At 34.4% G+C, this 21,212-nt stretch carries 23 protein-coding genes; 9 read left to right on the top strand and 14 right to left on the bottom strand.

Translation table 11 applies throughout. The annotated features are described in order from the left end of the window. Window positions 1-162 precede the first annotated feature (162 nt). The gene (locus tag DNJ73_RS00835; RefSeq protein WP_158465834.1) at window positions 163-1,104 is read left to right on the top strand and encodes a vitamin K epoxide reductase family protein; all 942 of its coding nucleotides are present in this window, start codon (window positions 163-165) and stop codon (window positions 1,102-1,104) included. Here the strand turns inward: DNJ73_RS00835 and nadB are convergent. Beyond that, window positions 1,091-2,791 (bottom strand): L-aspartate oxidase, encoded by a 1,701-nt coding sequence (gene nadB / locus DNJ73_RS00830; protein ID WP_158465833.1) that lies wholly within the window; start codon window positions 2,789-2,791, stop codon window positions 1,091-1,093. The genes DNJ73_RS00835 and nadB overlap by 14 nt on opposite strands. A gap of 12 nt (window positions 2,792-2,803) precedes the next feature. After that, window positions 2,804-3,442: a DUF3120 domain-containing protein gene (locus DNJ73_RS00825; protein WP_257473268.1), complete on the bottom strand. Its 639-nt coding sequence runs from the start codon at window positions 3,440-3,442 to the stop codon at window positions 2,804-2,806. Window positions 3,443-3,855: 413 nt separating this feature from the next. On the opposite strand from DNJ73_RS00825, the gene DNJ73_RS00815 reads away from it, so the two are divergent. The 5 genes from DNJ73_RS00815 (at window position 3,856) to DNJ73_RS00795 (ending at window position 9,093) form a co-directional block, all read left to right on the top strand. Further along, window positions 3,856-5,205, top strand: coding sequence for a TIGR03279 family radical SAM protein (locus DNJ73_RS00815; RefSeq protein WP_158465831.1), 1,350 nt, complete (start codon window positions 3,856-3,858; stop codon window positions 5,203-5,205). 38 nt (window positions 5,206-5,243) lie between these two features. After that, window positions 5,244-6,818 carry a TolC family protein gene (locus DNJ73_RS00810; RefSeq protein WP_158465830.1) on the top strand — a complete coding sequence of 525 codons (1,575 nt, stop codon included), beginning with the start codon at window positions 5,244-5,246 and terminating at the stop codon, window positions 6,816-6,818. 18 nt (window positions 6,819-6,836) lie between these two features. Continuing rightward, a complete protein-coding gene (locus DNJ73_RS00805; RefSeq protein WP_158465829.1) occupies window positions 6,837-7,655 on the top strand; it encodes an inositol monophosphatase family protein in 819 nt (272 codons plus the stop codon). A 131-nt stretch (window positions 7,656-7,786) separates the two neighbouring features. Further along, window positions 7,787-8,701 (top strand): YihY/virulence factor BrkB family protein, encoded by a 915-nt coding sequence (locus DNJ73_RS00800; protein WP_158465828.1) that lies wholly within the window; start codon window positions 7,787-7,789, stop codon window positions 8,699-8,701. A gap of 62 nt (window positions 8,702-8,763) precedes the next feature. Then, window positions 8,764-9,093, top strand: coding sequence for a hypothetical protein (locus DNJ73_RS00795; protein ID WP_158465827.1), 330 nt, complete (start codon window positions 8,764-8,766; stop codon window positions 9,091-9,093). A gap of 2 nt (window positions 9,094-9,095) precedes the next feature. On the opposite strand, the gene xseB is transcribed toward DNJ73_RS00795, so the two are convergent. The 5 genes from xseB to DNJ73_RS00770 form a co-directional block, all read right to left on the bottom strand. Continuing rightward, window positions 9,096-9,326: an exodeoxyribonuclease VII small subunit gene (gene xseB, locus DNJ73_RS00790; protein ID WP_257473267.1), complete on the bottom strand. Its 231-nt coding sequence runs from the start codon at window positions 9,324-9,326 to the stop codon at window positions 9,096-9,098. 86 nt (window positions 9,327-9,412) lie between these two features. Beyond that, window positions 9,413-10,573, bottom strand: a complete 1,161-nt coding sequence (gene xseA / locus DNJ73_RS00785) for an exodeoxyribonuclease VII large subunit (protein ID WP_158465825.1) — start codon at window positions 10,571-10,573, stop codon at window positions 9,413-9,415. 25 nt (window positions 10,574-10,598) lie between these two features. Further along, window positions 10,599-10,745: a chlorophyll a/b-binding protein gene (locus tag DNJ73_RS00780; protein WP_011294091.1), complete on the bottom strand. Its 147-nt coding sequence runs from the start codon at window positions 10,743-10,745 to the stop codon at window positions 10,599-10,601. A gap of 103 nt (window positions 10,746-10,848) precedes the next feature. Further along, complete coding sequence (locus DNJ73_RS00775) at window positions 10,849-11,232, bottom strand: hypothetical protein (RefSeq protein WP_158465824.1); 384 nt, start codon at window positions 11,230-11,232, stop codon at window positions 10,849-10,851. A gap of 54 nt (window positions 11,233-11,286) precedes the next feature. Continuing rightward, on the bottom strand, window positions 11,287-11,562 hold the full coding sequence (locus DNJ73_RS00770; protein ID WP_158465823.1) for a DUF2973 domain-containing protein: 276 nt from the start codon (window positions 11,560-11,562) through the stop codon (window positions 11,287-11,289). Between the two features lie 228 nt (window positions 11,563-11,790). Between DNJ73_RS00770 and DNJ73_RS00765 the strand changes: the two genes are divergently transcribed. After that, on the top strand, window positions 11,791-12,969 hold the full coding sequence (locus DNJ73_RS00765; protein ID WP_158465822.1) for a trypsin-like peptidase domain-containing protein: 1,179 nt from the start codon (window positions 11,791-11,793) through the stop codon (window positions 12,967-12,969). A 26-nt stretch (window positions 12,970-12,995) separates the two neighbouring features. Here the strand turns inward: DNJ73_RS00765 and DNJ73_RS00760 are convergent, their stop codons facing one another. Then, window positions 12,996-14,714, bottom strand: coding sequence for an ABC-F family ATP-binding cassette domain-containing protein (locus tag DNJ73_RS00760; RefSeq protein ID WP_158465821.1), 1,719 nt, complete (start codon window positions 14,712-14,714; stop codon window positions 12,996-12,998). Window positions 14,715-14,799: 85 nt separating this feature from the next. Here DNJ73_RS00760 and DNJ73_RS09685 point away from each other — a divergent pair, with 85 nt between their 5' ends. Next, window positions 14,800-14,964, top strand: coding sequence for a hypothetical protein (locus tag DNJ73_RS09685; protein ID WP_187152518.1), 165 nt, complete (start codon window positions 14,800-14,802; stop codon window positions 14,962-14,964). Here DNJ73_RS09685 and DNJ73_RS00755 read toward each other — a convergent pair whose 3' ends face one another. Both DNJ73_RS00755 and DNJ73_RS00750 read right to left on the bottom strand, forming a co-directional pair. After that, complete coding sequence (locus tag DNJ73_RS00755) at window positions 14,965-15,195, bottom strand: hypothetical protein (protein ID WP_158465820.1); 231 nt, start codon at window positions 15,193-15,195, stop codon at window positions 14,965-14,967. 33 nt (window positions 15,196-15,228) lie between these two features. Next, window positions 15,229-15,582 (bottom strand): hypothetical protein, encoded by a 354-nt coding sequence (locus tag DNJ73_RS00750; protein ID WP_158465819.1) that lies wholly within the window; start codon window positions 15,580-15,582, stop codon window positions 15,229-15,231. 137 nt (window positions 15,583-15,719) lie between these two features. Here DNJ73_RS00750 and DNJ73_RS00745 point away from each other — a divergent pair, with 137 nt between their 5' ends. Then, window positions 15,720-16,022 carry a ribbon-helix-helix domain-containing protein gene (locus DNJ73_RS00745; protein WP_158465818.1) on the top strand — a complete coding sequence of 101 codons (303 nt, stop codon included), beginning with the start codon at window positions 15,720-15,722 and terminating at the stop codon, window positions 16,020-16,022. A gap of 18 nt (window positions 16,023-16,040) precedes the next feature. Here the strand turns inward: DNJ73_RS00745 and DNJ73_RS00740 are convergent, their stop codons facing one another. The 4 genes from DNJ73_RS00740 to DNJ73_RS00725 form a co-directional block, all read right to left on the bottom strand. Continuing rightward, window positions 16,041-17,177, bottom strand: coding sequence for an anhydro-N-acetylmuramic acid kinase (locus DNJ73_RS00740; RefSeq protein WP_158465817.1), 1,137 nt, complete (start codon window positions 17,175-17,177; stop codon window positions 16,041-16,043). Between the two features lie 3 nt (window positions 17,178-17,180). Next, entirely contained in the window at window positions 17,181-17,885 is a 705-nt protein-coding gene (locus DNJ73_RS00735; RefSeq protein ID WP_158465816.1) for a potassium channel family protein, read from the bottom strand. Between the two features lie 12 nt (window positions 17,886-17,897). Beyond that, window positions 17,898-19,283, bottom strand: coding sequence for a TrkH family potassium uptake protein (locus DNJ73_RS00730; RefSeq protein ID WP_158465815.1), 1,386 nt, complete (start codon window positions 19,281-19,283; stop codon window positions 17,898-17,900). A gap of 103 nt (window positions 19,284-19,386) precedes the next feature. Next, the gene (locus DNJ73_RS00725) at window positions 19,387-21,204 is read right to left on the bottom strand and encodes an SLC13 family permease (protein ID WP_158465814.1); all 1,818 of its coding nucleotides are present in this window, start codon (window positions 21,202-21,204) and stop codon (window positions 19,387-19,389) included. Window positions 21,205-21,212: the final 8 nt, after the last annotated feature.

The following is a 21,212-nucleotide window of genomic DNA, read 5'->3' as shown; positions in this document are numbered from 1 at the left end:
AATAGTAGAAAATTTATTTAAGCAATTTATATTTAATACCAAATAAAATAATTAAATGGTTCAAAATTATAAAGAACATTGAAATTGATTTAGATAATTCATACATTAAATAAATTCTTCATTAGAATAAAAAATAAATTCAATTATTCAGAATTCTCTTGCATGGGATCTTCAAGACTAAAAAGTCGTCGACGCCTAGATATGGGTTCTAAATGGGCGAGAGTAACAATAGCTATATTATCAACAGTTGGAGTTATTGATACAGGATCAATAACATTGAATAAATGGGGATTAATAGGAAATTTAAATTGCCCAGGTGGATTAGGAGGCTGCGATAAAGTTTTAAATAGTCCTTGGGGTACTTTCTTTCACATAAACGATTTTTCGATTCCATTATCATTAATAGGTTTAATCAGTTATTTATTAATATTATTAATGGCAGTATTCCCATTAATACCTATTCTCAAAAACCAAAAAAGCAATATATCAAAAGTTACATGGTGGGGATCTTTTTACATAGCTACATCGAATTTTATTTTTAGCTTAATTTTAATATCAGTAATGATATTTAAAATAAAAGCTTTCTGTTTTTTCTGTCTTCTTTCTTGTCTTATATCACTTTCAATTCTATTATTAAATATATTTGGAGGTGGTTGGGAAGATTATGGAGTATTGTTTTTTAGAGGTTTTATCATGTCAGTAGCAGTCCTTTTGGCAGGCCTAATTTGGTCATCATCAGTTGATCCATCTACCAAGGAAGTTGCAAACAATGTTCAAGGGATGCCACCTGCTGTAATAGCTATAAGTTCACCTGAAAAAATAAAACTCGCTGAACATTTAACAAAAGAAGGAGCAGTAATGTATAACGCTTATTGGTGTCCACATTGTCATGATCAAAAAGAAATGTTCGGGAAAGAAGCTTCTAAAAAATTAAATTTAGTAGAATGTGCAAAAGATGGATTTAACAATAAAAGAGAGCTTTGTGAAGCTAAAGGTATAACAGGATTCCCCTCTTGGGAAATTAATGGTTCAATTGATTCAGGAGTTAAGAGTCTAAAAGAATTAGCAGAACTAAGTAATTACAAAAACACTAACGATTTTTAAACTCGAAAAACATATCACTTACAGGACGAGTGTGGATGTGCATCCCTTTTACTTGTCGTGTATGACACTGCCAAAAAGGTACTGAATTTGGAAAGTCATCTCTAAAGTGACCTCCTCTACTCTCTTCGCGAAATAAACAAGCCTCTAACATAAGAGCACTCGCCATTTGCCTATTAGTTAAATCAAGTAGCAAATTAAGATCTCTCCTGGCAATTTCATCAAATTGATTAATTGCATTTTTTGACTGAGAAAATACTAAATTTAATAATGGCTCGTTTAAGAGGTTTTCATAATCTCGTTTAACTTTTGCAAGCGCAGCACTCATACCTCTTTGCGATCGATCAACTCCAGCCTCACGCCAGCACAATTGGCGAAGTTTTTCGATTTCTTTTATTAAATACTGTGTTCCTTGTTTCTTTGAAAAGCGAAGATTCACCTTTTTAAAACTTGAATTTTTTACTGATAAATCAGAAGTTTGAAAGTTATTTAATTCAATATCTCTCATTTGATTAGCAAAAACCAAGCATTCCATTAATGAATTGCTTGCGAGTCTATTTGCACCATGAAGTCCAGTACATGCCACTTCCCCTATGGCAAAAAGTCCTGTGATATTTGTTTGTGCTTTTAAGTTTGTATAGACACCACCCATCCAATAATGGGCAGATGGTGCAACTGGGATTACTTCTTTTAAAGGGTCTAAGCCAAGCTCTCTACACCTTTGAAAAATTGATGGAAAACGTGCTTCTACATTCTCAACACCAATAGATTTGACATCAAGACCTACATGATCAACTTTCTGCTTCTGCATTGCTTTAAATAATGCCCTGCTTACTTGATCACGAGATGCAAGGTCTTTCCCTTCAAGTTGGGCTACCGGACTTTCTCCTAGGGAATCCACTAAAACAGCACCCTCTCCCCTTAAAGCTTCAGAAATTAAAAAAGAAGGCGCACCATTCAATTTCAGTGCAGTTGGATGAAACTGAAAAAATTCAAGATCTTCTATTACCGCTCCAGCTCTCCATGCTAAAGCGATCCCCTCACCAGCAGCTTGGATTGGATTTGTTGTGTTTGCAAACAAATGACCTCCTCCACCAGTAGCTAAAACAACTGCCTTAGCATTTATCCAACGCAAAGCTGGTCCATCCAAAACCTGCACCCCAAGACATCTACCTCCTTCAACCCATATCTGAGTCACTCTTATCCCTCTTTGATGAAGAACATTATCTCTTCGATCAACTTGCTCATTAAGAACATCAACCAATGCTTTTCCAGTTCTATCTTTTACGTGAAGTACTCTTCTATGCGTATGAGCAGCCTCAAGAGTTGTAGATAATTTTCCAGAGGTTCTATCAAACTCCATTCCCAGTTTTAAAAGTCTATCTACTAATCTCGGAGCACTCTCAACAAACATCTGAACTGCTTCAGGATCACAAAGACCTGCACCAGCTTTAATCGTATCCAAAGCATGAATATCTTCGCTATCTTCGACTCGAGTAACAGCAGCCATTCCACCTTGAGCCCATCTACTGGAAGAACGCTTACTTGTATTTCGATTTAACAGTAATATTTTCAATTTTGATGGTAGTTCAAGAGAGGTCATCAAACCCGCTGCCCCTGCTCCAATAACAACCACATCCCAATTGCTTGAGTAAAAATCATTTTTAAGAAATCCAGTATTTAAATCCATAAATATTTGTTTTCAGATCAACCCACTTAATTGGGGTTCAAGCAATGTGGTGGCAAAAAATAAACCATCAACCCATAAGGTAGTTGTCAAAGCTGCACTAGACACAAGCCAGGCATCGCAAAAAGAAGGTTCGATTTTTGATTTTTGATTCATCCAATTCGCAATCCAAATAATTAAAAGTGCAGCAATAGAAATTGATATGAGAGAAAATGGTGACAATAACTGTTCCGCCGTCAAACTCAACATTTTGGAGGCTTCTGAGAAGGGCGCTTCAACAATTTCAGGCCATGCCTTCATGACTCCTGTTAAAACAATCATCAAGTCAGTAAAAGCAGTTCCTAATAAAGATGCTAAATAAAAACTTGATCCAATTTTCCATTTAGTATTTAAAAGACTTGCCGCTATTGGCAAAGCTATGGACTCAACAGGCAAATGCCAAACAGGATGAGCCCTAAGCCATCCCCAGAAAAGACATCCTCCTAACCAACTCCAACTCACGCCAACCAATAGAGACCCCACAGAAGTCCATTTGTAGGTACTAAAATTTTGTAAATAAAAACCAAGAAAAAATATTATAAAACTAAATAAAAACGCTGAAAAAGGAAACACATGCACCCATGGAGCCTGAACAAAAACCGGCAGGACAACCATTGTGCTAGACCAAAATTGCAATGTCCTTGGCTTTGATAGATAGGACGATTCTTTAGTTATGGGCTTGTTGGGATTGTTTGGGTAAATCAGAATTAATAAAACTGAGTTGGTTTTCAGCTCAACCTTCTATGAATTTACATTCAAGTCGATACCAAACCAAAATGTCATGAGAATACAAATAATAAAGTTTAAAAAAAAATTCTTAAGCATTTGTTCATTGCAATGATTGCAATGCTTTTATCGATTCAGTTTAATCATCATTCGATAAAGAGACGAGTCAAAAAGCTTCTAAAATGCTTTTTGTTGAAAATTTACTATATTTAAAAAATAATAATAGATTATTCAAGTTCAATTTAATTTTCTCAACCCAAACGAAAAAGATATAAACACATGTTCTTAGTTCCTGAGAAGAAATGGGCTCAAAAAAAATAAATGAAAAAAAAATAAAACCAGCTATTGTTGAATCCATTGAAGCAGGTTCAATAGGCGATGAACTTGGATTTGAAGTTGGTGATCAATTAATTAGTATTAACGGTGTTAAACCGAGAGATCTTATTGATTATAAATTTCTGATTGCTGAAGACAACCTTCAACTTAAGATATTAGATGAGAAAGGAAAGACACATGAGATTGAAATCGAAAAAGATCAAGATGATGAATTAGGTCTTGCTTTTACCGAAGCTTTATTTGATGGATTAAAGCAATGTAATAATAATTGTCCATTTTGTTTTATTGACCAACAGCCCTCTGGCAAAAGGAAAAGCCTTTATCTAAAAGATGATGATTTCAGACTAAGTTTTTTATATGGTTCTTACCTAACACTTACTAACCTTTCTGAAGAGGAATGGTTGAGAATTGATCAGCAAAGACTCACCCCCCTATTTGTATCAGTTCATGCAACGGACCCTTCTTTAAGGGCGCAATTACTAAAAAATCCTAATGCTATTGAGCTTTTACAACAGTTAGCTTGGTTCTCCGAAAAGAGAATACAAATTCATGCTCAAATTGTTGTTTGTCCTGAAATAAATGATGGTCTCGCCCTAGAAAGAACTCTCAATGATCTTTTTAATTTTGCCCAAGGAGATTTTCCAGCTGTCCTTTCAGCAGCAGTTGTGCCAGTTGGATTAACAAGATTTCGACCCAGTAATGATGGCCTCAGGCCCGTTGATGCTAAGTGTGCAAAAAAAGTCATCAATCAAGTTGAGTCAATGCAGAAAATTTTTTATGAATCAACTGGATCCAGGTTTGCTTGGTTGTCTGATGAATGGTATTTACTGGCGAAACAACCTTTACCAACTTTAAATTCCTATGAAGATTTTCCTCAAAAAGAAAACGGAGTGGGAAGTATTCGCAGTTTTCTTAAAGCAATGGATGAAGCTACAACAAATCTCCCAAAAAAAATCCATCAAAAAAGAACATGCAGCTGGGTCGTAGGCAAACTTGTTGAGAATGAATTACTAAAGCCTAAAAAACGATTAAATAAAATAGATAATCTACAACTTCATCTTTATGGGATTCCAAGTCCATATTGGGGCCAAGAACAAATAGTTACTGGATTACTAACTGGTCAAGACCTGATACAAGGACTCAAAGATAAAGAATTAGGAGATGAGTTACTTCTCCCATCAGTCATGCTTAGACAAGGAGAAAAAATTTTTCTTGATGACATGACTCTTCAAGATCTATGCTCTTCACTTAATGTATCCATAAGAATCGTTCATGATGCACAAGACATCGTGAATAAAGCACTTGGTAAAGCATAATTGCCTTACCAAATCCATCTCAATTTTTTCTTATAACTATGGGGAGAGTGAAGAGAAAGTTCCTGATTGTTGCAGGATTGTTCATATCTGGACTAAATCCTCTATGGGCCACAAGTTCGCAAACAATAAATTCTAAAACAAGAGTAATAGATGAATCAAATAAAAATCGAAGTCAAAATAAACAAGGTATTTTATATGAATTAAGTGCACCTAATAATCTTTCTCTACCAACTAGACCAAGAGATGTTTTGGTAAAAACTTTTCAAAACGTTAATATTGATCAATTAGAAAACATACTTATAAATAACAACAGAACAATTAAGGTTTACTTAGAAAAAATTGACCAAGCAAAATCAATCTTAAGAAATTCATTATCTTTATGGTACCCAACTTTGAACCTTACCGCTAACGGTATTCCTCAATATTTTGAATCAAATAATTACAATGAATCAAGTTTAATACAAGATACTTCTAGTAAACAATGGAGCTCTTCTATAAGTGCTCAAATCAAATGGGATTTAATTAATCCTGCAAGAGTACCAGAAATAACTGCAGCTAGAGATAGTTTGGAAAAAGCAAAGCATACTTACTCAATAGTTTTAAGAGATTTAAAATTAGAAGCAAAAAAGCGCTACTTTAATTTGCAAAAAGCTAATGAAGAAATAGAAGTAGCTAATAAATCTCTTGAATCATCAGCTCTCGGGTTACGGGATGCAGAAATTAGATTTGAATCAGGTATTGGTACGAAATTAGAAGTTCTTGAAGCAAAAACACAATTAGCCAGAGATCAACAGTTGTTAAATATTAAATTAGGAGATCAAAAAATTGGTCAAAGATCTCTTGCTGAAATACTTAATTTTCCAGAAGATGTAACTCCGTTAATTGGTTCAAAAACTAAAGTTATAGGTATATGGGATTTATCATTAGAGGATAGTATTATTGCGGCTTATAATGCACGAGAAGAACTTGATAATATCCTACTAGATATATCAATTAATGAGAACAATGCTAATGCTGCCCTTGCTGCTGGAAAACCAAAAATCAGTATAGTAAATACAGCCACCTCTTCATTTGCTAAAGGGGAGTTAAACAAGATTTCACCAAATACTAGCAATACATCTTCTAGTTTTTCTAATACTATTGGACTTAATGCAACATGGTTTATCTTTGATGGAGGTAGTTCAAGATCTTTATATAATTATAATAAAAGTAAATCCAAAGAAGCAAAGCTGAATTTTGCCTTAAAAAGAGCCCAAATTAGAAAAGAAGTTGAAGAAGTCTTCTTCAAACTAGAATCAGCTAAATTAAATATTTCTGCTTCATATATAGAAGTTTTATCTGCAAGAGAGTCTCTAAGGCTTGCTCAGCTTAGATACAAATCAGGTATTACGACCCAAAGAGAAGTTGTCAACAACCAAAGAGATTTAACTGATTCAGAGGTTCGTTATATTATTTCTGTCACTAGCTATAACAGCTTATTAGCCGACTTAAGTAGACAAACTGGATTAGAAAACATCAAGCCTTGTGATATCAAAGTCAATCAACAGCATCCACAAAATGAAATTCCTTCAAATCTCCAGGAATCAAACTTGATTCCTTTATGTCAGATATAGGCTTTTAACCTAACAACAATGAATCCAAACCAAATATCTAAACCACTTAACAACGCTCAGTTGATTTCAATTCATCATTTAATTGATGAAGTTGGAAGACGTCAACTTCAAGATTTTGGTCAAATTAATTCTGATATAAAACCAGATGGAACATTAATTACCGAATGCGATAGATGGAGCGATAAAACAATAGTTGAAGGTTTAGCAAAAATTGCTAGAGGAGAAGGTGTTCTGAGTGAAGAAGGAAAAAAGTCAATTCCTAGCTCAAGTGCATATTGGGTAGTAGACCCGCTTGATGGAACAACAAATTTCGCAGCGGGTATTCCCTACTGGGCAATATCCATAGCACGTTTCACAAATGGACAACCGGAAACAGCTTTCCTTGACATACCAGCACTCAAAAAAAGAATTCTTGCCATTCGAGGGAAAGGCGTTTGGCTCAACAATAAACCACTGAAACCTGAATCTCGCTTGAAGAAAAATAGTGACTGCATTTCTCTGTGTAGCAGATCAATTAAAGTTTTACAAATGAAGCCAGAACAGTCTTTCCCAGGAAAAATCAGATTACTTGGGGTCTCCAGTCTAAATATGACTAGTGTTGCAATAGGTCAAACAATTGCTGCTCTTGAAGCAACGCCAAAAATTTGGGATATTGCAGCCGCTTGGTTAATACTTGAAGAATTAAATTGTCTAATCAACTGGCTAGAAACTAATCCAAAAGATATTCTCACTGGTACAGATCTAACCTCAGTAAATTTCCCATTACTTACAGCATCTTCTGAAGATCAATTAAAAAAGATGCTTCCTTGGGCTAATGCACTAATTAAAGAGAATTAATTATCTATCTTGGTTTGTGAAAGAACATAAATTTGGCTTCATTAAAAAACTCTGATTTTAAATCTACCGATTCAACTTCAAGAAATCCTCTCAATACGAGGTAGCGTAATAGTAAATACTCTCAAACCAAAGTGGGCTTGAACTGGAGTCAAAAAGCAAGATGGTTTTTTAGCAGCCTCTGGAAAGCTTATGAAAGATGGTCTAAATGTGATTGTGTTGATTTGAGCGCAGCATTTGCCTACTACACTCTTCAATCTTTTTTCCCAATACTACTTATCTCTTTATCAGTTGCATCGTGGTTTTTAGGAAAGCAGCAAGGTTTAGATCAACAAATAATTTCTCTTGCTGCGCAAGTGTTACCACCATCAGTGGTGGGTTTAGTCGATTCAACTCTAGTAAAATTAGTTAATCAAGGATTCGGAGCTGGAGTTCTTGGCGCAATGTTCTTGATGATCACTGCTGGCAATGCTTATCTAACACTACAAAGAGGAGCAGATAGATTATGGGAAGACGTTCTACCAATTAAATCAAAACCTGATCCGCTCAAAATTCAAGCATTTCGATTTATAAGAAATCGAATAGAAGCTTTTTTTGTCGTTCTCTTAGTTGGTTTTTTAATGGTAATAGATCAAATCAGTGCAAATATTCGTATGATCCCTGGCGTAGTTTTGGAAGAATTAGCAAACACATCACCTTGGATTGAACATGCCATGTCAAAAATACCCGTACTTCAAGTAGGTCAATTCATGCTTCCTTTAATAGGTTTTTCCACTATGGCATTACTTTTACAAGGTTTGCTACCAAGTAGAAGAGTGCCTTTAAAGCCTCTAATTCCGGGAGCTTTTATGATAGGAACTTTACTAACTATTCTCAATTTGGCAGTTAGCAGAAGTATCCTTTCTTTGGGATCAAGATTTCAAGCTTATGGATTCATTGGAGGAGTCCTAGTATTAACTCTTTGGGTTTGGATGGTTGGAGTAATTATTTATTTTGGTCAATGTTGGAGCGTGGTAATTGCAAGCATGCGTCGCAATCGATACGTTTAAACATTTATGAAACATTCATCAAAATTTAAATTACAATAAATAAGTAAATATCTTAAATCCTCATGAATAAACCATCTTCATTAATTTGGATGGTATTTATTTTACTTGTGATTTTACCTACACCAGCTGGAAAACTTATTATTGATCTAGCAGGTGGAATATTCTTAATAATTACATTAATACCATTACTTTTAGGAGGAGCCGGATGGATTGCTTGGAAAAATATACAATCAAAATTACAAACTTGTGAAGCTTGTGGCTCAAGTTTCCTAAATAGTGAAAGTATTTGTCCAATCTGTGGAACAAGCATAAGAAAAAACAAAGATAATCTGGAAAATATTCCTGCTAGTACTGCAACAATTGATATAAAATACGAAGATATGGATTTATAAAGTTAATCTATATCTAAAAATTTAGGATCAATTTCATTAATTTCTTGTTCAACAATTTGAAGAAGTTCTTCACAATGTTTTAATAGCATATGTCCTTTTATATAATTATTTTTAATTTTATCCAATGAAATATTTTCATCTTGCACATTTATTAAAATATTTTCCAATTCCGATATAGCTTCTTCATAGCTTAATTTTTTAATATTCTTTTGCAAAATTTCTAGATTTTTCATATTAATATCTTTATTAGGCCTTGATAGATCATCTGAAGAAAAATCGTCTACTAATATCATAGAATATTAATTCTTATTTAATAAATTTATACTTTATCATAATTAATATTATCAACTTCTGCAGAAATTTTACCATCAGATAATTGAACTAAAAACTTATCTTTTTTCTTAACACATTTTACACTATAAATTGAATTACCTTCTCCATCGGTAATTAAAGCAAAGCCTCTATTTAATAATCTTTTTGGGGAAAGTACGTCCAAGAGCTGATAAATATGCTTTATTTTAATTCTTTTAGATTTTATTAATTGCCGAGGTGAGTATAATTGAAGAAAAGATTTTTTAGTTATTAGAAAACTTTTTTTATTTTGAAAAAACAATTTGAAATAATCCTTGAGCATTTTTTTATTTTGCAAAAAATTAATTTTTTCTACATCTCTTGAAGGTAATAGATCAACAATCGCAGCCGTTGGGGTAGAAGATCTGTAATCTGCAACAAGATCGCACACTGTTAGATCATCTTCATGCCCTATTCCTGTGATCACAGGAATAGGGTATGTTGCTATTTCTCTTGCAATCGTTTCACTATCGAACAACATCAAGTCTTCTCTGCTTCCTCCCCCTCTAGCTAAAACTATCGCTTTTAGTTCTAACTTATTTAATTTCAATTTTTTTAAGATAAACTTCACTTCATTTTCATTATTACCCTGAACTGGAATAGGAATTATATGCAGTTTCGTCAAAGGCCATCTTTCTTTAGCTGTTCTAAGCATGTCAGCCAAAGCAGAGCTTGGAACACTTGTAAGAATTCCAATTGAACTAGGGTATTTTGGTAATTTTTTTCTTAATGAATCATCTATCAAACCTTCTTGAAAAAGTTTTGATTTAACTATTTCGAACTTCTTAAGAACAGTTGAAATACTTGCTCGAATATCAAAAACTTGTACTGATATTCTTGCTTGAGCCTCCCAAAAATTTAATTTACCTAAAATAACAACTCCATCATCTTCCTTTGGTAAAAATTTTAGAGACTTTAGTGTTGATGACCATGCAACTCCATCAATACTTGATTTTCCATCAGAAAAAGTTAGCCACAAATGACCTTTTTTTATTTGCGCTTTCAAAACAGTCGCTTTAAGTATAAATTTGGGCGCAAATCCTCTTGATAATAATAAGCCTATAGATTCATTTAAATCATTAACACTATATGTAGGTAAAACTTGGTTAGGGGTTTGAAGATTAGTCAAACTATTTAAAACTAAAAACTAATTTTTAACCGATTCCCATCTGAGTTAAAATCCCCTGACCAGTTAAAAGCTCAGTAGTTAAACCTATTAATATTCCCATCATGGCTAACCTACCATTCCATATTTCAGCAAAATTGACAAATCCATAACGAGGTTCGAAGTTATCTTTCATTTGTAAATTTAAATCAATCTAATAATACTAAAGAAAAGCTCTAGATGAGAAAACTCATAATCTCTATTATTTAAATTAATTGATTTTTAAAAACTCAAAAAAGCTAGCGAACATGTTTTGCTCCGTCAACTGGATGATAATCTTCTCCAGTTAATTCCTCATAAATAATTGCTGGTAATCCTGTTTCGAACATTGTTTGAAGAGCTTCTTTTAAATAAGGATTCCAACCACCTGTACTAACTTCCCCATGTCGTACTGTCCAATCCCATGTGCCTTGTAAATCTCTAGGAATTCTTCCTTCTCTATCTCTTCTGGCAACTAAATCAAGAGATTCCACTAGCCCAACTTGAATTGGATCTTTCCCATAAGCTGGAGTGAGGCTGAGTTCAAGCCTCACTGGATCTTCCTTTAATAATCTGAGACGAAACCGTGGAGGTAACTTCATATTTTTCAAAACTGCAGCTACTATGCGGGTTCTTTGTTCCATAATTAAAATCTCTTTGAGAACTATTTGATGTCAAACCAAAAAATCTAATGAAAATTATTCAGAAGGCTTTTCATATGATTGTGGGTGATCAGTGTCCTTTGAAAAACGAACTGTGAGCAAATCTTCATCAGTAATGTCACCATCTTTGTTTAATATCTCAGGATGAATAGTAACTAAACCTGTTCGATCGTCACTTCTTTCGTTTGAAAATGCATTTTTAGTCTTTGAAGGTTGACCTGTAAAAAAACCATTCAGCATTATTCTTGCAGCCAAAATCAACAACACAAAAACTGAAAGACCATATAAAAAAGGTAAGAAATTGCTCAACATTTGTAAAATGAGAAATCAAATAACGAAATGGCTTAATCAAATGAAGTTTTGAAGTCGCTGTGATTTCATTTTCAATAATAGAATAATTCAGATCAAGATTCTAAAGGAAATAAACTTCGATGAGAAAGTTCTTTAGTAAAAATCTACGGTAATCAAATAATGGATCTTTCCATTTTGAAATTGGCTAAAGTAATTATCAGAATCTAAGCTAATCCCTTTTAGAGGAACATGAATAGATTAGATATAACAAGCCTTTTAATAAGGGCTACAACAATTCACCAAAAAAAATATCTTAAAATTCTTGTTTTATTTGTATTTTTTGCTTTTAACTTCCAATTTAATCCTTCGGTTAAGTCTGGTGAAGCTTCGCTAGCAGCAGCACAAAATTTAAAACAACAATCTTTTGTATCAAAAGCACTTACTATTAGTGGAAATGCTGTTGTCACAATTGAAACCGAGCGAAAAGTTATATCTTCACGAGAAGGAGTATTCCCTCCAGGTATCTTGAATGATCCATATTTTGAACGATTCTTTGGTCTAAAAGGACTCCAAATTCCAAGATCAAGAATTGAAAGAGGCCAAGGAAGTGGAGTGATTTTTTCTAAGAAAGGTCTTGTCTTAACAAATGCACATGTCATAGAAAACACTGATCAACTCATAGTAGGTTTATCAGACGGACGAAGAGTGATAGGAAAGGTGGTTGGACAAGATTCTTTAACTGATCTTGCAGTAATTCAGCTTAAAGAAAAAGGTCCATGGCCAACAGCTCCACTAGGTGATTCAGATCAACTAAAAGTTGGTGATTGGGCCATTGCAGTGGGGAATCCTTTTGGACTTGAAAATACCGTTACGCTTGGAATAATTAGTAATCTAAATAGAGATGTCGCCCAATTAGGCATATCAGACAAAAGGATCGATTTAATCCAAACTGATGCTGCAATTAATCCAGGTAATTCTGGAGGTCCACTATTAAATTCTTTTGGGGAAGTAATTGGAATTAATACTCTTGTTCGTACAGGGCCAGGGGCAGGATTAGGTTTTGCAATACCAATCAATAGAGCCAGGAAAATCGCAAAAGATTTAATCACAACTGGCAGGGCTAACCATCCAATGATAGGTGTAACACTTTCAAGTAATATCAAACAAAAAAGTAATTTTCTTTCCCAAAGAGAAAATGGGGCAATTATTAAATATGTGACACCCAATGGACCTGCTGAAAAAGGTGGATTAAAAATTAATGATCTAATAATTTCAATTAATAATGAGAAAATCAAGACTCCAGCGGATGTGGTAGAAAAAATTAACCAGAATGATTTGAAATCAACTCTAAGGATTAAAATAGTTAGGGAAAATGCTGAGTATTTTAAAATTATTAAACCTATTGATATCTATGAGCTTGAATTATAAATTAAAAAGATAATTTCTTATAAATATTATTTTTTTCGAAGTTTTTTTCTTTTTCTTTGTTTTTCTCTATTAGCTAACCTTTTTCTTTCAAGATCTGCTAATTTTAATTCTTTTTCTTTTTCTCTTTTTTCTTCTATTTTTTTCTCTTTATAATATTTGTAATCACCTCTGTACTTTATTAACTGACCATCACGTATTTCAACTATCTTATTGGCAACTTTTGAAATAAAATATCTATCATGAGAAACTATTAATGCAGTGCCATTATAATCAGATAAGGCCTTTTCTAACATTTGCTTTGAAGGTATATCCAAATGATTAGTAGGTTCATCAAGTATTAACAAATTTGATGGTTTAATAATCATTAAAGCTAAAGCAAGTCTTGCTTTTTCTCCTCCACTTATTTGACTAACCTCCTTAAAAACAGAATCATTGATTAATCCAAAGCTACCTAATAAAGACCTTACCTGAGTTTGCGTCCAACTTGGAACACATTCATTAATTGTCTCAATTACTGTTTTTTCTAACTCTAATGCTTCCGCCTGATTTTGTTCAAAATAGCTAGGGAAAACATTATATTTACCTAATTCGATAGATCCTTCGTCCGCCTCTTCTAAACCCATAATTAATCTAAGTAAAGTAGATTTACCAGAACCATTTTCTCCCAAAAAAGCTATTCTTTCACCAGGTTCAACCTCTAAATCAGCTCCTAAAAATAAAATATTATCTTCATAACTATGAGTTAAATCATTAATATTTAATACTTCCTTACCAGAGCGAGGTGCATCCATAAATTTAAATAAAGGTCCTTTTAAGCTACTCTCAGGTGCTGATATTTTATCAACTTTATCTAATAACTTTTCTCTACTTTTAGCTTGTGTACTTCTTGTAGCGCTCGCTCTAAATCTTTCTATATATGCCTTTTGAACTTGAATATCCTTTTGCTGTTTTTCATATGCAGCTCTTGTTGATTCTACTTCAAAATCTCTCTGTTGAATATATGATGTATAATTTCCTAAATAACTTTTAGATTGACCTCGCTCTGTATTAACAATTTTTGTACAGACTTTATCTAGAAAAGATCTATCATGACTAACAATTACCATTGCTACTTTCTGATTAAGTAAATAGTTCTCTAGCCATTCGATAGTCTCTAAATCTAAATGATTAGTTGGTTCATCTAATAACAATAAATCAGGACTTTGCAGGAGAATTTTTCCTAAAGCTATTCTCATCTGCCAACCACCAGAAAAGTCACCTACTAACCTTCCTGCATCTTTTTGATTAAAACCAATATTTGGTAAAAGTTTTTCAATTTTAGACTCTAAATCATAACCATTTATCGATTCAAATTTACTTTGAATAACACTTAATTCTTTAATAAGTGAATTCAAATAATCTGAATCTTGAGAAGCTAATTCAGATTCCATTTTTTCTTGAATTAACTTTTGCTTATGAAGCAAATCAGATGCTTCTTGAAATGCCTCAAACAACTCTTCTCTAACAGTTCTTGCAATATCAACATCAAATTCCTGTTTTAAATATGCAATAGATGGATCTCCTTCAGTAATCAAAGATCCATCAGTTGCCTCTTCCAATCCAGCAATAATTTTTAATTGTGTGGATTTTCCCGCTCCATTAACTCCAACGAGCCCAATTCTCTCACCATTTTTTATTTCCCAACTGATATTTTTTAAAACTTCCCCAGTGGGATAAATCTTACTAATTTTCTCAAGTCGCAACACTAGAGCAAAACCTCGTGTGAATTACCATCAATCATTAGCTTTAATAGATGCCAACTGATTTAAATTACATTACTTAGGTAAGGCCATGTTAAGACTCGAACAAATTACCGCTTTAGTTCTCGCAGCCGCTCTTGCAATTCCTAGTTATTGGTTTTTTTGGACAATGGCAGGAGGAGGTGGATATGACAGGAGAGGCGTACAAGAAAATGGTCAAAATTCATTAGAAATCAATGGTTCAATAAAAAACTAATCACAAACCACCTCTAGCTTTTAAAAGCCATTGTTTAGTTTCTGAATCATCAATGTTAGACAAATATTCTTTCACCTCTTCTGACGTAACTGGCAAATTCATTTCATTTCCAAATTTACATATTGCTTGCATCGCTCCCTTGGGATTTTGAAGAGCTTGACGAAAAAGATCTTGTTTCTTTTCAGGATCTGCCTTTATAAGCTTATAAAGCTCTGCAGCATTGCCGCTCATGAGAGAATCACTAACTAATTAAAGAATATTCAATTAAGCAGCTTTTGTCTGGAAACTAGGAGATTCATTGCACTGATCTAAATCACTTTCTTTTAAACCTAAAGCAGAAGCATCTTTCATGCTTCTAGCATCCATACAAAGTACTTTACGTAATTGCGCAAAGTTTGCCGCGTGAGAGGATCTTCCTTCTTTACTCGCGCCATACTCTGCTCTTTGTAAAACATGATGTAAATGAGTCAATAAATAAGAACTCACAACAGCAGAAATTAAAACATCTCCATTCGAACCATTACGACGATTCTTCCTTCTTGGTCGTTTTACAGCTCTTGTATTAACAACATCAGAAGAAAGAGGTTTAGATGTTTGTGGAAGAGATGGATTAGACATGAAATACTCCTTTTAATCAAAAAATTCAGGTACAGGTTGATAAGGCAAAACAGGCCAGAATGGCAAGTATCATACACAAGGATAGTATCCTTGCGTATAAGTGTACACTATTAAGTATCTGGTAGTTCTTTGTACGCATGGCTACTCGTCAAAATTCATCTAACGGGAAACAAAAGTCGCCACGTATTCAAGTTGTGCTGCCTGAAGATTTATGTGATCAATTATCAGAGTTAGCAAAACAAGAATCTAGAACTGTGAGCAATATGGCGAAAGTTTTAATACAGGAAGGAGTTAAGCGTCACGAAATCAGAGGGAATTCAGAATCTAGTGAAATAGAAAATAAAAAAGTTTCAACTCAAAGTTTTATCAATGCGTTAGAAAAGCAAAAAACACAAAGATTAAAGGGTGTTCCTAAAAGATTAAAGTTTAAAAGAAATTAATAATTCACTCAAATAATATTAAGGATCAATTCTTACTCCAAAAAGCATAGATTTATCTGCTCCTGTAATGTATTTAGGATTAAATCTTTTGCCTAATAAATTCCACCAAGATAAAGTTGCAAAAGCCAAAGCTTCTCTATATTGAAATGGAATTCCAATTTCATTAATGTGACGAACATAAATACCACAACATTGTTTCTGTAATTGTTTCATTAAAAATAAATTCCTAGTACCACCGCCAGCAATCAAAAGTTCAATTAAACGTATTTTTTTTGTCCTATAAAGATTATCCAAATCTTGAGCAATTATTGAAGTAGTGAACGTAGCGAGTGTTGATAGTAGATCTTCTTTTGAGATATTACCCACTTCCTTTTTTCTTATTTGTAAATCTTGAAAACCAAATTGCTCTCTTCCAGTAGAACGAGGAGGTTCTAAATGAAAAAAAGGTTCCTTTAACCATTTTTCAATGATATTTAATTTAGGTGTCCCAAGTGATGCTAATAACCCATTCTGATCAAATTGAGAAGATGAATTAGTACTTTCTTGAATAGCTAAATCCATTAGAGAGTTAGCCGGTCCACAATCCCATCCTAAACACTTCGAGGTTTTATCAATTCCAGTTTTTGGTGGAATAATGGTGAGATTCGCAATTCCTCCAAGATTAAGAATTCCTCTCCAACCAAATAATCTTCCAACTAAAGCCTCATCCACTATCGCTACCAAAGGAGCACCATGACCACCCGAGGCGATATCGTTTGATCTAAAATCATAAATAACAATTTTATCTAAAATTTTTGAAAGCAATGGTCCTAAAAGGATTTGAAGAGTTCCTCCTCTTTGAGAGTTTTTTACACTTCTATGAAATACTGTTTGACCATGACATCCAACAACCTCTGCAGTTGAATTAGGGTCACAAGCTTTTGCAGCAAAAGCATTTAATTCAGTAATTTCCTCAGCCAACTCAAGCCAATCTTTACTGCTAATTTTTAATCCTTGACCAACTTTTATAATTTTGTCTCTAGTTGATGATGGATATTCATAAGAACCTGTATTCAAAATTTTCCATTTTGGCTTTGAAGGATCACCTTTAAACTCAACTAAAACTGCATCTATTCCATCTGCACTAGTACCACTCATCAAACCCAAAACACGCATAGGTTAAGTTTGAGGAAGCTTTTGCAGATCTTCCATTGAACCCATAACTACAAGAACATGATCTTTTTCTAAAATATATTTAGCAGGAGGATTGACCGTTAGTAGTTGAGCTGGACCAGCGGCTAAAACATTAACAAAATAATTCTTTCTAAGATTCAAATCTCTTAGAGAACGTCCAATAAAGGCCTCAGGTACTTTGATCTCATCAATGCCAGTTTTATCATCGAGTTCTAATCTTTCAATCAAATTCGGTCTTACCAATTCCAAACCTAATCTTTCCCCTTGCATTCTTGAGGGGAAAACAACTCGATCAGCACCAACTCGTTTTAGCATTTTTTCGTGCAGATCACTTGTTGCTCGTGCAATAACCTGCTTCACCAAACTTCCATCCGTATCTTTTGCAATAAGTGTTGTCGTAATACTTGCCTCAATTGGCTCACTAATACCTACTACTACAGTCCCCATTTCAAGGACACCCGCTTCTTTCATAGATTCTTCATCAGTAGAGTCCACTACTCTCGCTTCAATTGTTGGCTCTAATTGACGTAATTCTTCAATTGCCTTCTCTGATGCATCAACAGCCAAAACATCTGCACCATTTCTCAATAACTCTCTGCATACTGCACTCCCAAAACGACCTATTCCTACTACAGCAAAACCTAGTTTCTGATCTCCTTTTTTTGGAGACCATTGCCACCAATCACTCATGATTTGTCCTCCTTAAACATAGAGATCTTCCCTCGGGTAGCCAACTCGATTCCGATGTTGAAGCTTGCTTTTATAAAGAGCTTGCCATAACGCGCTCAAGAATAAAAGGATGCCTAATCTGCCAACAAACATGCCAATAATAAGTATTAATTGGCCAAAGTGACCTAACTCAGATGTCACACCAAGATCAAACCCTACCGTTGCGAAGGCAGAAATACACGTAAAAAGCATTTCTAAAAATGAAAAATTCACTCCACTATTAAATCCATTACTCAAACTTAATAATAGGGCCATAATTAATACAAATAATAATGAACCAACTGTTATTCCAACAGCTTTAAGAACTACTTTGTCAGATATCTGACGATTACGAATAATAATTTCATTTTGGCCACGTAGTGTTGCTCTGGTAGCCGCCATTAACGCAGCAATAGTTGTGGTCTTTATTCCTCCTCCTGTACCACCAGGGCTTGCTCCTATAAACATCAGAAACATCATCAAAAGAAGACCAGAATCTGAAACACTCTCAATTGAAATAGGTAAATTAGTAAATCCTGCAGTTCGCGCACTAACAGATGTAAATAGTGCAGTTAATATACGATCATCAAAATTAATTAACGAAAAGAAGCTACCCCGAGCTAATGATTCAGTAAAAATTAATCCGAATAAGCCAAGTGAAACTAATATGAAAGAGGATCTAATAACTAAGCGTGTATGAAGACTTAGATTTCTTAATTTTAAAGACCTACGATTTATCCAGATATCATTTGTCACTCTCCATCCAAAACCACCCAATATTATTAAAATGATCAAGACAATATTTACCACCAGATTGTTTCTATAATCTTGTAAGCTATTTGTCCATAAACTAAAACCAGCGTTATTATAAGCTGAAATACTATGAAATATTGCCGCCCATATCCTTTCACTTGAATTAGTTATATTATTAAAGCCAAAAAAGTATAAAGTAATTGCACCCAAACTTATTAATATAGTTGCTGTTATAGCTATCCCCTGAAAAGTTTTACCTACACCACCAACTCCAAACTCATCCAGAGTTTTTCCTCTATCCAGACGTGTTTTTAATTCTGTTCCACTAACAATAAATCCCTGCAAAAATGTAGTGATTGCCATTAGGCCTAGACCGCCTATCAATAACATAATCGCTAAAATAATTTGCCCAAAAAATGTTAAATCTATTCCTACATCAATAATTGATAACCCAGTTACTGTCACAGCAGAAGTTGCAGTAAATAATGCCTCCCATAAACCTACATTTTCATTAGAGCAAAAAGGTGTAGCTAACAATAATGTTCCAAAAGTAACCACTAGTAAACCAGTCGCCACAGTGAATTGTGGAACCGTAAGCCTTCTGTAAGAGTCTTTCCTAATACTCACTTTCTTTGAAAATTGAAAAATATAATTTCATCAAAGTTTAAACAATCAAAATCATATGGATTCCCTAAAATCTTGCCTAAATTAATAATCATATTCCACATTTTTAAGAGATACTATACTTTAGTAAAATTAACCCAGGAACTAGAAACGTCATCAAAATTGTCAACCCAGCTCCGTATCTCGTGACGTCTAAAAACTGATAACGCCCAGGGCCAAATACCATTAAGTTTGTCTGATAACCCATAGGGGTGAGAAAAGATTGACTAGCGCCAAAAAGGACTGTTATCAATAAAGCCAATGGGGGTAGCCCCATGCTAGGCGCCAATTGAACAGCTATGGGGGCCAAAAGAGCTACTGAGGCAGCATTACTGACAAATTGAGTAAATATTGTGGTTGAAAGAAAAATTACTAATAAAGAAGTGTAAGTAGGTAAGTCTTGCAATATAAAAATTAAAGCATTAGCAAAAGCATCAGCGAGACCAGTGTTTTGCATTGCGACACTAAAACTAGAAAGGGATCCAAGTAAAAGAATGACATCAAGTCGAATTGATCTTTGAACCTCTGCGGGCCTCAAACATCCACCCCACACCATCCCGATTACAGCCATTAGAACAGAAGCGACTAAAGGCAAGTCGGTGATTGAAGGTATAATCAACATAGCGATAGCGATACCAATTGCTATTGGTTTTCTAGTAACAGTTGGCAGATCATTCTCAAATTGATCCAAAACAAGTAAGTCATTGCTGTCCTGTAATCCTCTAATTGAATCTCTAGGAGCTTGAAGTAGTAATACGTCTCCCTCTCTTAGAATTGCTTGTCCCAGCCTTTCTTGAACAGTTTGCTGCCCTCGTCTTAAGGCTAAAACAGTCGCATTGTGTCTTTGTCTAAATCGCAATTCACGCAAACTCGCGCCAGCCAACGTTGAGCCAGCTGGTAAAAGAACCTCTACTGTTTTTTGCCCTGCATCAATATTGGGCAGAAAAAAATTTTTCTCAATATTTAAGTTTTTATTTAACTGAACAGTATGTTCTTGTTTTAAACGCAAAAGATCTGCACGAGTAATCCTTATCAACAAGCGATCACTTGATTGAATTATCCGATCAGCCAAAGGGGGTAAAAGTCTCTCATTCTCTCGTTGTATTTCTAAAACATCCACATCAAATCGTCTCTGTAAGCGACTATTTCTCAATGAATGTCCTACAAGTTCTGAATCAGAAGGGATTGTGACCTCAGTAAAATAGACAGTCTGATCCGAACTCCCTCCATATTCTGAGCTAATTCTCCCTCGATCAGGCAATAGAGATTGAGGGGCTAACAACATATACGCTGTCCCAAATAGCCATATAGGGACTCCTATTGCCGTAAAAGTAAACAAATCAAAAGAGCCGTAGCCAAGTTGATCACTAATATCGCTTACCAACAAATTTACTGAACTCCCCAAAAGAGTTAAGGTTCCACCCAAAACTGTCGCGAACGATAGTGGTAGTAACACACGCGATGGGGATAATTTTCGTTTAATACACCAAGCCTCGATTACTGGTAAAAGAGAAGCCACAACAGGAGTATTAGGGACCACGCCTGAGACGGGAGCAACAACTAATCCAAGTAAAGCTATCAATCTCCGAGGGGTACGAATACTTTCAGAAGCAATTAACTCTCTTAAACGATCAAGGGCACCACTTTTAAAAAGTGCTGCAGAAACAGCAAATAAACCCATCAGTGTAATTAAAGCAGGGCTACCAAAGCCAGCCAATGCTTTTTGAGGAGACAAAACTCCTGTGGCCATCAACAATGCAACACTCAAAAGTCCTGTTAATTCAGGAGCTAGAGCACTACTTACAAATAAAAAAACTGCAATAATCAATACTGCCAAAGTTATGACAGCTTTAGGATTCTCTAAAACAGTTAATATCTCATTCATATTCTTTA

Source organism: Prochlorococcus marinus XMU1408 (assembly GCF_003208055.1).
GTDB classification, from domain to species: Bacteria; Cyanobacteriota; Cyanobacteriia; order PCC-6307; family Cyanobiaceae; genus Prochlorococcus_B; species Prochlorococcus_B marinus_A.
The sequence above is the reverse complement of the archived record's forward strand: the minus strand, read 5'-3'. Positions and strand labels throughout refer to the sequence as shown.